Source organism: Marivirga sp. (assembly GCF_024636815.1).
Classification (GTDB): domain Bacteria; phylum Bacteroidota; class Bacteroidia; order Cytophagales; family Cyclobacteriaceae; genus Marivirga.
The window spans coordinates 1-13,291 of the sequence record NZ_JAGXGF010000097.1 but is presented as its reverse complement, the minus strand read 5'-3'; the positions used below and the strand labels follow the sequence as shown (position 1 = coordinate 13,291).

Here is a 13,291-nt window from a genome sequence, read left to right as displayed (position 1 = left end):
TTCAAGCCATGACTCACAATCATGGCTTGATTTTACTCTAATTTCTTTCTGTAAATAGCTCTTCCTTTATCCTTTCCCAGGGAAAAAAGGTGGTACAAGTGACTATCATAAATTCTTGCTTTATATAGCATTAAACCTCCGTCTAGTTTAATTTTCTCGAACTCAAATTTATTCGCTTCTAGGGCTATTTCATATATATCCTTCTGAAACACTAAATACATTTCATTATTGACTGGATCTTTTCTTAATAATGCATCACTTAAATAAGTAGTAGTATTTCTATCTTTAAATTGGGACAAATTAGTTTCAGAATGCTTATTTCCCTCAAAATCAAATACTAAAAATTGATGACTAAAATTATCTATCAATAAAATTCGATCATCTAAAAAAACTACCTCTACTCTATCAGCATTATCTGAATAGGATAAATAATCGGTCTTAATTTTGGCTACATATAATGTGGAAAGATTTTTTTCATCTTTTCCATACTGAATTTCTACTTCCTGGAAACCCGTCTCATCATTCAAACTTGCAAAGCTGTAAAAAGTGTAATCTCTGTAATGCAAATACTTTTTAAAATACTCACCCTGATTTCTTTTTCTCCAATTCTTTAGTCTATTCTTTTTCTTTACCCTTTCCTTTTCAGGTATTATAATACATTCAAATTTTTGCATTGGAGCAAAGGCTATATTTTCCTGATCAATATACAACTTTGGAAGTCCAGGGGCATGATTATTTCCATTTATACTTTTTGATTTCTCTATCAGTCTGCTTTCATTTAAAAAATGAATATTGTAGTCGAAATCTTCACCATCTGCTATGACCAAATTCCCTTTGAAAATTAAAAAATCATAAAATTTTATGTCATCATTGGAATAGTAAAGTTCCCAATCATTATTTCTGAAAAACTCCTTTTTATCCTCATCAATAAAAGCGAGATAGGTATCTTGGGCGAATAAACTAACTGAAATATATAAGAAAAATAATAGGCTGATAAGTAACTTTGGCATTGGCTATGGACATTATAATAAAATTAAACGTTCAATATGTTTAAGATTACACAAATACACAAGGGACATTGGATAAATCAAAAACCCAAAGCAGCCTTTAACTTCGGATAACCGGTTTTACTAACAGGGATTTGCTCACCGCTTTTCAAAATTAGAATATGACTGTCCTTTTTGTAGGTCTCAATTTTTGTGATTTCAGCAATTTTCACCAGATAGGAACGATGTACCCTAACAAATTCTTCAATATCTAAATGTTTTTCAAAATAACTTAAGGTTTTGTTTTTGAGGTATTTACCCTCTTTTGTATGAATATTCACATAATCATCATTAGCCTCAAGATATTTAATATTCTGAGTCGGGATGATTTTAATGTCATTTCGATCTTTTAAAACAATCCTGCTTAAATATTCCTTTGCTTCTGAAGATTGATTATTTAGCAAATCTTTTACATTTTGAGCTAATCCACTTTGTATGTATTTTTCTATTGCCTTGTTAAATCGATTTTGAGAAAAGGGTTTAAGCAAATAATCTATCGCATGAACTTCAAATGCTTGTAATGCATATTCATCAAATGCAGTGGTAAAAATTACTGCAGGAAGTTCTTCCAAGAGTTCAAGCATTTCAAAACCACTTATTTTTGGCATCTGTACATCCAGGAAGATTAAATCAGGCTGATGTTTCTGAATTGCTTTTAAGCCATCAAAACCATCATGGCAAACGCATAGAATTTCAAAATCTTTACAATCGCCTAAAAATTCCTGGACTATGTCTGCTGCCAAAGGTTCGTCATCAATAATAATGGTTTTAATCATGATAGCTGGGGAATTAAAAGTTCAACAGTAAATTGATGAGATGTTGCATTCGTTTTTAATAAATCATACCTTCCAAAAATAAGAAAAAGTCTTCTTTGGACAGCCTCCAATCCAAACCCTACACCTTTAGCTTGTCCAGCGGCCGGCTCAAATGGATTTGTAATAATTACTTCAAGATTCTTATCTCTTTTTCTAAAGTCAACCTCAATAGTAACTTCTCCCGTCAAGCCATACAAACTATGCTTAATGGCATTTTCCATCAGGGGCTGAATCATCAAATGAGGTAATTTCAATCCTTCTACTCCTTCCTCAATATCAAAATTAACTTGCAAGCGGTGTCCAAAACGTGTTTTTTCAATATCCGTAAAGAGTTTCAGAAAGTTAATTTCTTCATCAACCTTAATCCATTTATTAGCTTTTTTTTGGATCGTACCCCTTAAGAAATCAGATAATTGTAATAACATCTCTCTAGCTTTATCCGGTTGAGCTTTTACTAGAGCACTAATAGAATTTAAGCTATTGAACAAAAAATGTGGCTGCAATTGCTGGCGTAATTGATAAAGCTCTGCTTCTTTAATCATTTGTTGCATCTTGACTTCTCTTTCTTCAGCTTCTTTTTGTTCTTCTAGTTTTCCTTGAAAATTCAGCATCAAAGAATATGCTGTGAAAATTAATAAAATGATGAATCCACGAATTAGAAAAATGGAATTGAGGAATTCAGCACTCGGGAATATATCTGGAATTGTCCATTTTATTATAAAATCTCCTAAAAATAGGATAATTAAAGATAAAATGAATGGAAGAACAAAAACTAAAATCACATTGCTTTTGGTAGGCAAGTAAAACCTAAAAATATTTTCGAGCAAGATAAATCCTAACAGCAATAATAGACTGAAAATTGTGCTATCAATTAATGCAGATGGAAAATTGAGTCCATATTGCATTAATAAAAGTGTGCATAAGCTTATCCAAAGTAAAATAATACCTGTAAACTTAATCCATGCTTTATTTTGATACCGTATGAATTGTAAAAACATTACTAAATGTAATAGGAATTATTAAATAAAATAAAAGATTCAACTTTGATAGTCTAGTCCAAAGAGAACCCTTTATTTCTCAAATCATGACCTAATAGGGCCTATTTAGTAAGATTTAAATTCTAATCCACCAAAACTAACTGAACCCTTGATGTACAGAGTTTTTCTATCGGCTTCATCAACGGAAGGAAAAGCTCTTTTATCTTCAATTCCAGAGAATACATTGCTCACATCCGCTTGAACTTCCCAATGTGGTGGAATTATTAATTTAAGACCTCCAAAAATTACTTCAACGTCTAAAACAGCACTTTCCTTGATATCTGCTTTGGATAAATCTATATCTGCCCCACCAAATGCAGTGGTTATTTTCCCTCCTTTAAAATCTTTGGTAATCAATCTTCTTTGCACTGATGCAAAAACTGCTTCTGCTTTGATATAATCGCTTTCTACTATTTTTGCATCAGAGACGCCAACATTTGCTTCAAACTCTTTTTCTGAATCAATTTTTGAAGATCTAAATTTTGAACTACGACTGAAGATCAAATATAATCCAACCATAATTATTCCTGCTGGCAATAAATAGTCATAATATTCAGCCGGGATTAAATGCTCACGTCTGACCAGAAAAAAACTTCCTAACAATATCATAAACACTCCAAAACCATTACTAGCCCCATGTCGAACAATAGAAAAAATACCAATTCCTATAAGGATAAATGGCCAACTGAAAACCCAGCTAAAATCTATAACATCCATTCTATCCAGCAATAGAATACTTCCGACTATCAAAAGAAGTACCCCAAATGATAGATTATTTTTTCCCGAGTTATGCTGTTTGTTTTTCATTGTTCAATTATTTTAAATAATGAATCAAATTTAACAGCTATTCACCTATTATACTCTTATGAATAGGTTAAGGAAATTAAAAACTCGGTGATCGGCAGAAATGGTTCGGTGAAAATATTTTGTATTTATTTTTATTTGCATTTTGAGAATTTTCGTTAAAAAATCTCAAATACTAGACCAAAACTAATCCTGGAAGGATCATGATATTATAAAAATTTAGAATGATTATTTTAAAACACGAATGAAAAAGGAAATAAATCTGTAGGTTTATTTAACAGAACAAATTTACCATCTGCATCGGTAAATAATATTTCAAACCCTTGTTGATGTCTTTTTTCAAACTCTAACATAACCTGTCGGCATCCTCCACAAGGTGGTGCACTTGCTAATTGATCCGAATCTCTCTTACTGGCTGCAATTGCAATTTTTTTAAACTTCTGATTAGGAGCCTGAATTCCGGCCCTATACATGGCTGTTCTTTCAGCACATAATCCTGCTGGAAAGGAAGCATTTTCCTGATTGGTTCCTGTAATAATTTGTCCGTCCTCTAATTCTATTGCGGCCCCCACAGTAAAATTTGAATAAGGAGAATGGGAATATTGTCTTGCTTCCATAGCTGATTTCCATAATTCTTGGTATTCAGATGGAAGTTCATCTATAGTATCGAATTTTTTATATTCTATTTGAATTAAGTCTTTTTTCACAGTTAATAAATTTTAATGGAGTACAATATACTATATATTGCAATTTATGTTCTGATATAGCATACAATAATTTTAAAGATTAACGTTTTTAAGAGTATGAATAAAAAGTGTTTTGTATTTATAGGTGCCGTTCTGTTTTTAGCTTCATGCCAAAAGCAACCCATTAGTCAGTCTCAGTCTGGGAATAACCAGCAAAATCCATCTAGTCTTAATCCTGATTCAAATCAAAATTATGGACAAAGGCCTCAGGCAAGGCAAGAAACCTGGTTCTTTGGTCTATTCAAAAAGAAGCAAAAATTAAGCTGGGGAGACCAACTGATTGCTGAATATGAGGAAAGAATGAAAGAAAATGCGAAAGCAAAACGTAAAAAAGCCAAGGAAATGGAAAAACCTCAGTATTCGGATTGGACCTATTTCGGCCATAAAAGGAAACCAAAAAAGCGATCTCCTGAAAAAATGAAATATTGCGATGAATGTGGCATCAGACATTAATTTGAGTATTTAACATCAAAAAGCCTTCTGATTTTATAGATTTGGTTCTATATTTGAAAAAATATTTTTTAAATGCAGCGCAGATTTTTCCCTTTTGATAAAAACTACTTATTGGAAAATGCTCAGATGGAGCTGAAAGATTCCTTAATGAATCAAATGGTTGAAATTGTTAAAGATATTTACCTTTTGCGCTACAACCCATTAGGCTTGAAAGATAAATCAATAGAAAAAATTCTTTCCACAACAGAATACAATCTTGAGGAACTATCTACTTTCTATGATGAATTAGCAGGTTTTTACCGATATAAATACAGCTCCAATCAATTAGAACTACTTTTTGACGGAAGAGATCATCATGAAAAATATCAAGACGATTGGTCTGATACTTTAAAGAATTGGATTATTGAATTTTCTAAATCAAAAAATTTCTTAAAAGCTGTTTTAGAAACTTCCATCTTCTTTCCAGATGACAAGCAATCGCAATTAGCATATTCCAGATTGAAAAATTATATCTCTGACCATTTTGGAATTAAGATATACAAGCACAAAGGAATAGTTCCAATGAAAATAGCTAACTAAAATCCTTTACAAATTTCAGGACCGGAAGAAGTACCAATTCTTTCAGCACCTGCTTCTATCAACTCTACCGCTTGCTCATAAGTCTTAATTCCGCCACTTGCTTTAATCCCAACATGATCAGGTAAAACGGATCGCATTAACTTTATATACTCTACTTTTGCACCTTCTGGAGCAAAGCCTGTAGAAGTTTTTACAAAATCTGCCCCAGCATCTGCGCATATTTTACATGCATCTACAATTTCCGCATCTGATAAGTAGGCCGTTTCAATAATTACCTTTAAAATTTTACCATGCTCGTGAGCTATTTTTCCCATTTTAGCAACTTCAATTTTAGGCCACATCATCTCAGATTTTACAGCAGATATATTTAAAACCATATCCAATTCATCGGCTCCATCTTTAAGAGCTTGAATTGCCTCTGCCTCTTTTGTTTGACTCATCTGATAACCTAAAGGAAAACCAATTACCGTAATTAATTGAAGATCAGATTTTCCAATATCTCTTTTTGCTTTTTTCACCCAAAATGGGGGGACACAAATCCCAAAAATATTATTTTCTTGTGCTTCTTTTAATAACATTTCAACATCATCTGAAGTTATTGTCGTTTTAAGATTCGTATGCTCAATGTATTTTTGTATATTTCTCATATCATCATATAACTTTAAATTATGATTAAAAAGTGTATTCACTATGCTTTTTTAACCTTGTTATTATTAACAGCTGAAATTAAAAAAGTTTCAGGGCAAAATTTTAAATTCGGCTTTGAAATTAATGATAATGGCAGAAGTACCACTATCCCTTTCCAACTAAACAGCAATTTAATAATAATCAATGTTCTATTTGAGGGCGTTATCCCCTTAAAATTCATTGTAGATACAGGCGTAACCAATACCGTTTTAATTGACAAATCATATAGCGATATACTTAACATTGAGCCAGATCGAAAATTAACATTAGTAGGTGCTGCAGGGATAAAAGAAGTGGAAGCTTATATAGTAAATAGAACTAGCATTAAGGTTGGAAACATAACAGGAAACAATATTCCACTCCTAATATTAAAGGAAGATTATTTAAACCTTCAAAAGAACTTAGGTATAAAAATCCATGGAATCTTGGGTTATGATTTTTTTAAAAATTTTATCGTAAGGATAGATTATAAAAATGAGTTGATGAAATTCTACAGACCTGAAAGTTTCAATCGACCTTTAGTTTTTTATAGATCTATCGACATGAAAATCGAAAATAGTAAGCCTTACATATTCCAAAAAATAAAAGTAAGTGACTCAACAGAGATTTTAACTAAACTTATGATTGATACTGGGGCTTCTCACCCGCTCATGCTTCACAAAAACAGCAGTGAATATATCCAGCTACCCGAGAAAAATGTAAGGGACATATTAGGCGCAGGAATCGCAGGAACTATTGAAGGACATGCTGCACGAATTCCACAATTATCAATAGATAAATATATATTGGAAGAGGTGGTAACCAATTATCCTGATTCCGGTGCTTATCAAGATATCATAAATATGACAGGAAGAAATGGCACCATAGGCGGAGGAGTGCTGAAGAGATTTAAGTTGTTTTTTGATTATGGTAATGAGAAATTGTACTTAAAAAGAAATAGTATTATTAGAGAAGAGTTTAAGCATGACATGAGCGGAATGACTGTTATTGCTAAAGGTGAATATTTTTTAGAACCTTACTATGAAGTTGAAAAAGTAAGAGAAAACACGCCTGCATACGATGCTGGATTAAGAAAGGAAGATAAAATTATTAGTTTAAATGGTTATTCAGGGCATGAGCTCAGCTTAGAAAAAATCAATAATACATTAAGCAAAAAAGAGGGTAAAAGGGTTAAAGTAAAAGTAAAAAGAGGAGATGAAATCTTATCCTTTACTTTCTATTTGGAAGAATTTATATAAATAACCTTTTAACACTTCTTTTACCTGAGTAATATTTTATTCTGAAAAACTGTTGGGTTTTCTTGAATTTAAGTGCATTTCTTAAAGCATAATAAATTCTTGTTCCATCCATCCCTTCCTTCATTATATACTCCTGAACACCAGAAGTTACCTCTTGCTTATTGTGTGATTTCAATAAGGTGATTGATATCACTTCTTTACTTAATGCATTAACATTATTAATAATTGCTTTTAATGGATTTAATCCAAGATTATCATCTAGTAAAAGGCAGTTTGGATGCATTAAATTTATTTTCTTAATAGTGTCCTCGAGGGAAAATGCAGTTTCTATTCTATTTATTTTACCTTTTAAATCAGATATTTTTTCATAAATTAGCCCTAATTCGATAGGATTATTACCTACTAAAAGCACACTAATTTCATTATTAGCAATTGCTTTTTTTCTCATATTTAAAACTTTAAAACTTCCCATATATCCTAGATTAATGCAATTATTTATAATAATAATTTAAATATAAAAAAGTTTATCTTTATTCACTAAACAAATTCTACCACCAAGCTTAATTTTTCGATAAACGAAACTTACAACTTTTCAGATTGAGATTGGTTTTAACATTATGAAGATATTATTGACCGGAGCAAATGGATACATAGGCAGAAGACTATTGCCAGTTTTAGTAATGCAAGGGCATGAAGTAATCTGCTTAGTTAGGGATAAGAGGCGGATTAAACTTGAAGATAAATTAATTAAAAAAGTTCAGTTCTATGAAGCAGATTTGCTAAAACCAGAGCAACTTCAAGATTTACCAAAAGACATTGAAGCATCTTATTATTTAGTTCATTCCTTAGGCAGTTCTTCAAGCAGTTTCCAGCAAATGGAGAAGGATACTTCTCAAAATTTTGTAGATGCGATTAATAAAACAAACTGTCAACATATTATTTATTTAAGCGGAATTTCGAATGATGATTCACTTTCGAAACATTTATCTTCCCGTAAAAATGCTGAAACCATCTTAGCTCAAGCTAATGCATCTCTAACAGTATTGCGTGCAGCCATTATCATAGGTTCAGGAGGCGCATCATTTGAAATCATTAGAGATCTGGTGGAAAAATTACCAGTAATGATTGCCCCAAAATGGTTGAGAACGCGTTGTCAACCTATCGCCATAAAAAATGTAATTAATTACCTATCTGGAATCATAGGCAAGGAAAAATCTTATGGGAAGATTTACGATATTGGCGGACCCGATATTTTAACCTATAAAGAAATGCTATTAACCTTTGCCAAGGCGATAGGACTAAAAAGATATATTATAACCCTACCGATACTTACCCCCCGTTTAAGTTCTTACTGGCTTCATTTTGTAACTGCCACTAGCTATAAAATTGCCAGCAGCCTGGTGGACAGCATGAGAAATGAAGTGATAGTAGAAAAAAAAGGAATTGAAGATATTGTGCCTCAAGAACTAATTACATATAGTGAAGCAGTAAAAATGGCCTTTGATAGAATTGCGCAGAATGAAGTGGTTTCTAGCTGGAAAGATGCTTTTGCTAGTTCGAAAATCAGTCCAGAGCTAATGGAATTCGTGCAAGTACCTACTCACGGTTGTTTTGTGGATAAAAGGACAAGTGCATTTGAAAGAGATCGTTCAGAAGTTCTTCAAAACATCTGGAAAATAGGTGGAGATAAAGGTTGGTATTACTGGAATTTTTTATGGAAAATAAGAGGTAATTTGGATAAAGCTGTAGGAGGAGTTGGACTTAGAAGAGGTAGAAGAAGCCCTGACCAACTCATAGCAGGAGATTCTCTGGACTTTTGGCGAGTCTTAGTAGCGGATAAAGAGGAAGGGAGATTACTTTTAATTGCTGAAATGAGGTTACCTGGTGAGGCTTGGCTTGAATTCAAAATCTCAAAAGAGAATGGTGAAAATAAAATCACACAAACTGCGACCTTCCGTCCCCACGGAATATTTGGTAGGCTCTATTGGTATAGCACCTACTTATTTCATGAATTTATCTTTGATGGCATGATGCACAGTATCATAAAACATCAGGAGAATGAAAAAGAATCAGCCGCGATGGAGTAATCTGATGCTACATTTTCCTTTATTATTTTTTGAATAATTCCCTTAGTTTCATTTGGAAAATCAACTACTGGAACATTTTGTTGGTTGATAAAAGCTATTAAAATATCAAGGTGCTTTATATGTAAGGAGTTAATTACCTTCACATTTAAGGTTTTTAAAGCCGCTGCATTACATTGTTGCTCATATTGTCCCTTCATAGGGATTACTAATAATTTTTTCTGAAGAAATAAAGCTTCTGAAGGCCCTTCAAATCCTGCCCCACATATAACACCTTTACAAGAACTAAGACTATCTAAATACAACTTATTATTAATGGGTATAATTTCTAAGTTACCTATCGTTTTCCTTTTATTACTGTATTTAGAGAAAACTTGAAATTCAGCATCTATTTTTGATAATACTTTAATAATTCTTTCGTCACTATAGGCAGGTAGATAAACTATATAATGATTCTCTTCCTTTAATTTTAAATCTCGAACTTCTTTACGAATAACGGGGTGATGAATTTTATCTGCATAAGTCTTAAAATGGAATCCATACGCATTCGCACTGGGTGCGTAATATTTTAGTATTAAAAAGCCTATCCAATCTAGCTTCTCTGGTTTAGGGGAAAAAGGGTGAATCACGGCAGATTGATGACTTAAGCCCACACATTTTTTAGCTTTAAATAGGCATGCCCAGGCAGAAACTGGTTCAAAATCATTGATGATCAAATCATACTGATGAACATTCAATTTCCATATCTCATTTAGAAGTCTGAAAAACTTCATACACTTTATAGTTTTCAAAACATCTACCCCTCCCCTTTTGCCAAAAACAAAGCTTAATCCATGTAATTGATATCGAACCGGATATTCCAAATCCACATCTGCTTGTGTTCCACTTAATAAAACATCAAGCTCACCATATTGAATTAAAACTGGGATAATATCTCTGGCTCTGCTAATGTGCCCATTTCCAGTTCCTTGTATAGCGTATAAGATTTTCATAATTGTTTTTTATAAAGATATACCGCTAAGATGAACTGATTATAAAGTTAAAATCATGAAATCATGAACATTTAGACTTTTGTTAAAACTTATTAAAAAAGAGCTTTTTACACCTTAATACCTTTGTATTTGAAACTTTTTCTAATCATTTAAGTATCTTATATTCTATATTTAATTTTTTAATACCTAATTTTGAGGTATTGAAAATTATAAGTGAAGACTATTCAAATCACCATATCAACATTTTTTTTTCTATGCCTCTTTAATGTAGCATTCATACCACAATTATGTCTGGATGCTGTTGAAGATTTGCAACATAAAGAAGTTACAAATAATATTTTAGGAGAAGAATCAACAAGTGGTTTGAATATTTTTGAAGAAGAGAGCAAAGAATCTTCAAAAGAAAATAATGAAAACGAAAACAACCACCTCAATCTAAAAGCATTAGGCCTTTTTCGTGCATCCATTCATAATATTCTACATGAATCATTGGTAAATAATTTTTTTCACTCAAATCTTTACCAATCCATACCTATACTAAAAATCACTCCTCCACCCAAAGTTTAATCAAACTTGCTTGAGTTTTTTGTTGAAATTCTGGTTATGTACTGGATTTCAATAGAATAAATCTGTAAATACTTTATTACAATAAATTCAATAATTGATTAAATAATGAGTGAATCAAAATTTTCGAAATTTACAGGGATAACTTTTAAACATTTCAAAAGCGACTCCTTATCAAGTTTAGTGGTATTTTTAGTAGCCATGCCATTATGTTTGGGGATTGCTTTAGCTTCAGGCGCACCACTTTTTTCTGGTTTAGTTACTGGTATAGTGGGTGGTGTGGTAGTTGCCTTACTAAGTGGTAGCCAATTAGCTGTTTCAGGACCTGCGGCAGGTTTAGCAGTAATTGTTTATAATGGTATCGAAGAAATAGGCTTTTTCGAAGGCTTCTTGGTGGCAGTAGTTTTAGCGGGTGTTATACAATTAATTTTAGGATTTTTAAAGGCAGGTACTATAGGTAATTATTTCCCGTCTTCCGTTATCAAAGGGATGTTGGCTGCAATTGGTATATTACTAATTATTAAACAAATTCCTCATGTTTTTGGATATGACGAAGATTATTTAGGTGACTTGGACTTCTGGCAGAATAATGATGAGAATGCTTTAAGTGCGTTAGTCTCAGCCTTTGAAAACATAGACCCAACAGCCTTTATAATATCAATAGTATCCTTAATTATTCTGATAGGCTGGAATTATATAAAAAATAATAGCATCAAATCAATCCCTGCCCCATTGGTAGTAGTATTTGTAGGTGTTGCTATAAATGCTATTTTCATAGCTTTGGATAATGGAATGGCACTGGCACAAAAACATCTAGTTACTATTCCTGTATTAGGTGAAGATACTTCATTTGAAAACCTATTCGTATTTCCAGATTGGTCAATCTTAACTGAACCTGTGGTTTATACTGTTGCCATCACTATTGCTATTGTAGCTAGTTTAGAAACATTGCTGAGTATTGATGCAGTTGACAAATTAGATCCACAGAAAAGAAGAACTCCTTTAAACAGGGAAATGAAAGCACAGGGTGTAGGTAATATCATTGCTGGTTTCCTTGGTGGTTTACCTATGACTGCGGTTATTATTAGAGGTACAGTAAACATCAATTCAGGAGCTAAAACTAAATTATCTGCTTGGTTACATGGTATACTATTAATAGTTGCTATTCTCTTAATCCCAACATTTATCAATATGATCCCTTATGCAAGTTTGGCAGCTATACTATTGGTTACGGGTTATAAACTGGCCAATATCAATTTGATGAAGGCTATGTATAAAGTAGGGCCAAGTCAGTTTTATCCATTTATAATCACAATTGTTGCCATTGTATTTACTGATTTATTAATCGGTATTATCATTGGTTTATTAGCCGGATTCCTTAACATTTTGGTTAAAAACATGAAGAATACGTATTCTTTTGATAAGAATGCACATGTAGAAGGTGAACCCATTAGATTAGTTTTATCGGATGAAGTGTCATTCTTGAATAAAGCTAGCATGGTGAAAACTTTAGACGAAATACCTGAGAATTCTAAAGTGATAATTGATGCTAGAAAATCAAAATTCATTGATTTTGATGTAATTGAAGCAATTGAATTATACACCAATGAAGGAGCTAAGTATAAAAATGTAGAAGTTGAATTGCTTGGCTTCGATGAATTTCACAAAAAATATAGTTTAAAATAGATGAATAATTAATTTTTTTATAAAACATAAATTTTTTTAGTAATGAGCAATTTTCATCCTTTAAAAAATTTAAAAAACGATATACCTGCGAGTATTGTGGTATTCCTTGTCGCCCTACCTCTTTGTTTAGGTATTGCATTGGCATCGGGTGCTCCTTTATATTCAGGCTTAATAGCCGGTATAGTTGGGGGTATAGTCGTTGCATCATTAAGTGGGTCCCACGCAGGAGTTAGTGGGCCTGCGGCTGGTTTAGCTGTTATAGTCCTCGCTGCCATTCAGGATCTGGGAGGCTTTGAGATTTTCCTTATGGCCGTTGTATTGGCCGGAATTATCCAAATAATTATGGGCTTTCTCAAAGGAGGTATTATCGCCTATTATTTCCCTTCATCGGTTATAATGGGGATGTTGTCGGGTATAGGTATCATCATTTTCATTAAACAAATACCACATGCCTTTGGCTATGACAAAAGCCCTGAAGGAGATTTAAGTTTTACGGGTAGTGGTGGGGAAAACACCTTTACCGAACTCGTAAATATGCTTGATTTTATAAGCCCTGGAGC

General features: G+C 32.6%; 15 protein-coding genes. 7 read left to right on the top strand and 8 right to left on the bottom strand.

Features of this window, described 5'->3' with window-relative positions; genetic code table 11:
* Positions 1–32 precede the first annotated feature (32 nt).
* The 5 genes from Q0L29_RS07275 to cdd form a co-directional block, all read right to left on the bottom strand.
* Positions 33–1,010 (bottom strand): hypothetical protein, encoded by a 978-nt coding sequence (locus Q0L29_RS07275; protein WP_296620363.1) that lies wholly within the window; start codon positions 1,008–1,010, stop codon positions 33–35.
* Positions 1,011–1,087: 77 nt separating this feature from the next.
* A complete protein-coding gene (locus Q0L29_RS07270) occupies positions 1,088–1,822 on the bottom strand; it encodes a LytTR family DNA-binding domain-containing protein (protein ID WP_296620361.1) in 735 nt (244 codons plus the stop codon).
* A complete protein-coding gene (locus tag Q0L29_RS07265; RefSeq protein WP_296620359.1) occupies positions 1,819–2,859 on the bottom strand; it encodes a sensor histidine kinase in 1,041 nt (346 codons plus the stop codon). Before Q0L29_RS07265 ends, Q0L29_RS07270 begins: the two co-directional genes overlap by 4 nt.
* A gap of 105 nt (positions 2,860–2,964) precedes the next feature.
* The gene (locus Q0L29_RS07260; RefSeq protein WP_296620357.1) at positions 2,965–3,705 is read right to left on the bottom strand and encodes a DUF5668 domain-containing protein; all 741 of its coding nucleotides are present in this window, start codon (positions 3,703–3,705) and stop codon (positions 2,965–2,967) included.
* 230 nt (positions 3,706–3,935) lie between these two features.
* Entirely contained in the window at positions 3,936–4,409 is a 474-nt protein-coding gene (gene cdd, locus Q0L29_RS07255; RefSeq protein WP_296620355.1) for a cytidine deaminase, read from the bottom strand.
* 96 nt (positions 4,410–4,505) lie between these two features.
* Here cdd and Q0L29_RS07250 point away from each other — a divergent pair, with 96 nt between their 5' ends.
* Together Q0L29_RS07250 and Q0L29_RS07245 are read left to right on the top strand one after the other, a co-directional pair.
* Positions 4,506–4,901 (top strand): hypothetical protein, encoded by a 396-nt coding sequence (locus Q0L29_RS07250; RefSeq protein WP_296620353.1) that lies wholly within the window; start codon positions 4,506–4,508, stop codon positions 4,899–4,901.
* 72 nt (positions 4,902–4,973) lie between these two features.
* Entirely contained in the window at positions 4,974–5,480 is a 507-nt protein-coding gene (locus Q0L29_RS07245) for a hypothetical protein (RefSeq protein WP_296620351.1), read from the top strand.
* On the opposite strand, the gene deoC is transcribed toward Q0L29_RS07245, so the two are convergent.
* The gene (gene deoC / locus Q0L29_RS07240; RefSeq protein WP_296620349.1) at positions 5,477–6,127 is read right to left on the bottom strand and encodes a deoxyribose-phosphate aldolase; all 651 of its coding nucleotides are present in this window, start codon (positions 6,125–6,127) and stop codon (positions 5,477–5,479) included. The two genes, Q0L29_RS07245 and deoC, sit on opposite strands and share 4 nt — an antisense overlap.
* A gap of 21 nt (positions 6,128–6,148) precedes the next feature.
* Between deoC and Q0L29_RS07235 the strand changes: the two genes are divergently transcribed.
* Positions 6,149–7,405 (top strand): aspartyl protease family protein, encoded by a 1,257-nt coding sequence (locus Q0L29_RS07235; RefSeq protein WP_296620348.1) that lies wholly within the window; start codon positions 6,149–6,151, stop codon positions 7,403–7,405.
* Here Q0L29_RS07235 and Q0L29_RS07230 read toward each other — a convergent pair.
* Positions 7,398–7,853: a hypothetical protein gene (locus tag Q0L29_RS07230; protein WP_296620346.1), complete on the bottom strand. Its 456-nt coding sequence runs from the start codon at positions 7,851–7,853 to the stop codon at positions 7,398–7,400. The genes Q0L29_RS07235 and Q0L29_RS07230 overlap by 8 nt on opposite strands.
* A 169-nt stretch (positions 7,854–8,022) precedes the next feature.
* Here Q0L29_RS07230 and Q0L29_RS07225 point away from each other — a divergent pair, with 169 nt between their 5' ends.
* Positions 8,023–9,492 (top strand): SDR family oxidoreductase, encoded by a 1,470-nt coding sequence (locus tag Q0L29_RS07225; protein WP_296620345.1) that lies wholly within the window; start codon positions 8,023–8,025, stop codon positions 9,490–9,492.
* On the opposite strand, the gene Q0L29_RS07220 is transcribed toward Q0L29_RS07225, so the two are convergent.
* The gene (locus tag Q0L29_RS07220; protein ID WP_296620343.1) at positions 9,456–10,481 is read right to left on the bottom strand and encodes a glycosyltransferase family protein; all 1,026 of its coding nucleotides are present in this window, start codon (positions 10,479–10,481) and stop codon (positions 9,456–9,458) included. The genes Q0L29_RS07225 and Q0L29_RS07220 overlap by 37 nt on opposite strands.
* 213 nt (positions 10,482–10,694) lie before the next feature.
* On the opposite strand from Q0L29_RS07220, the gene Q0L29_RS07215 reads away from it, so the two are divergent.
* The 3 genes from Q0L29_RS07215 to Q0L29_RS07205 all read left to right on the top strand — a co-directional run.
* The gene (locus Q0L29_RS07215; protein ID WP_296620341.1) at positions 10,695–11,048 is read left to right on the top strand and encodes a hypothetical protein; all 354 of its coding nucleotides are present in this window, start codon (positions 10,695–10,697) and stop codon (positions 11,046–11,048) included.
* A gap of 105 nt (positions 11,049–11,153) precedes the next feature.
* Entirely contained in the window at positions 11,154–12,731 is a 1,578-nt protein-coding gene (locus tag Q0L29_RS07210) for a SulP family inorganic anion transporter (protein ID WP_296620339.1), read from the top strand.
* Positions 12,732–12,773: 42 nt separating this feature from the next.
* Positions 12,774–13,291 (top strand): SulP family inorganic anion transporter (locus Q0L29_RS07205; protein WP_296620337.1); only part of this gene is annotated, 518 nt, incomplete at its 3' end.

Bases quoted from the DNA above. Each gene is read 5' to 3' on its own strand.
- Q0L29_RS07275 (WP_296620363.1), bottom strand. From the start codon at position 1,010: ATGCCAAAGTTACTTATCAGCCTATTATTTTTCTTATATATTTCAGTT.
- Q0L29_RS07270 (WP_296620361.1), bottom strand. From the start codon at position 1,822: ATGATTAAAACCATTATTATTGATGACGAACCTTTGGCAGCAGACATA.
- Q0L29_RS07265 (WP_296620359.1), bottom strand. From the start codon at position 2,859: ATGTTTTTACAATTCATACGGTATCAAAATAAAGCATGGATTAAGTTT.
- Q0L29_RS07260 (WP_296620357.1), bottom strand. From the start codon at position 3,705: ATGAAAAACAAACAGCATAACTCGGGAAAAAATAATCTATCATTTGGG.
- Q0L29_RS07250 (WP_296620353.1), top strand. From the start codon at position 4,506: ATGAATAAAAAGTGTTTTGTATTTATAGGTGCCGTTCTGTTTTTAGCT.
- Q0L29_RS07245 (WP_296620351.1), top strand. From the start codon at position 4,974: ATGCAGCGCAGATTTTTCCCTTTTGATAAAAACTACTTATTGGAAAAT.
- deoC (WP_296620349.1), bottom strand. From the start codon at position 6,127: ATGAGAAATATACAAAAATACATTGAGCATACGAATCTTAAAACGACA.
- Q0L29_RS07235 (WP_296620348.1), top strand. From the start codon at position 6,149: ATGATTAAAAAGTGTATTCACTATGCTTTTTTAACCTTGTTATTATTA.
- Q0L29_RS07230 (WP_296620346.1), bottom strand. From the start codon at position 7,853: ATGAGAAAAAAAGCAATTGCTAATAATGAAATTAGTGTGCTTTTAGTA.
- Q0L29_RS07225 (WP_296620345.1), top strand. From the start codon at position 8,023: ATGAAGATATTATTGACCGGAGCAAATGGATACATAGGCAGAAGACTA.
- Q0L29_RS07220 (WP_296620343.1), bottom strand. From the start codon at position 10,481: ATGAAAATCTTATACGCTATACAAGGAACTGGAAATGGGCACATTAGC.
- Q0L29_RS07210 (WP_296620339.1), top strand. From the start codon at position 11,154: ATGAGTGAATCAAAATTTTCGAAATTTACAGGGATAACTTTTAAACAT.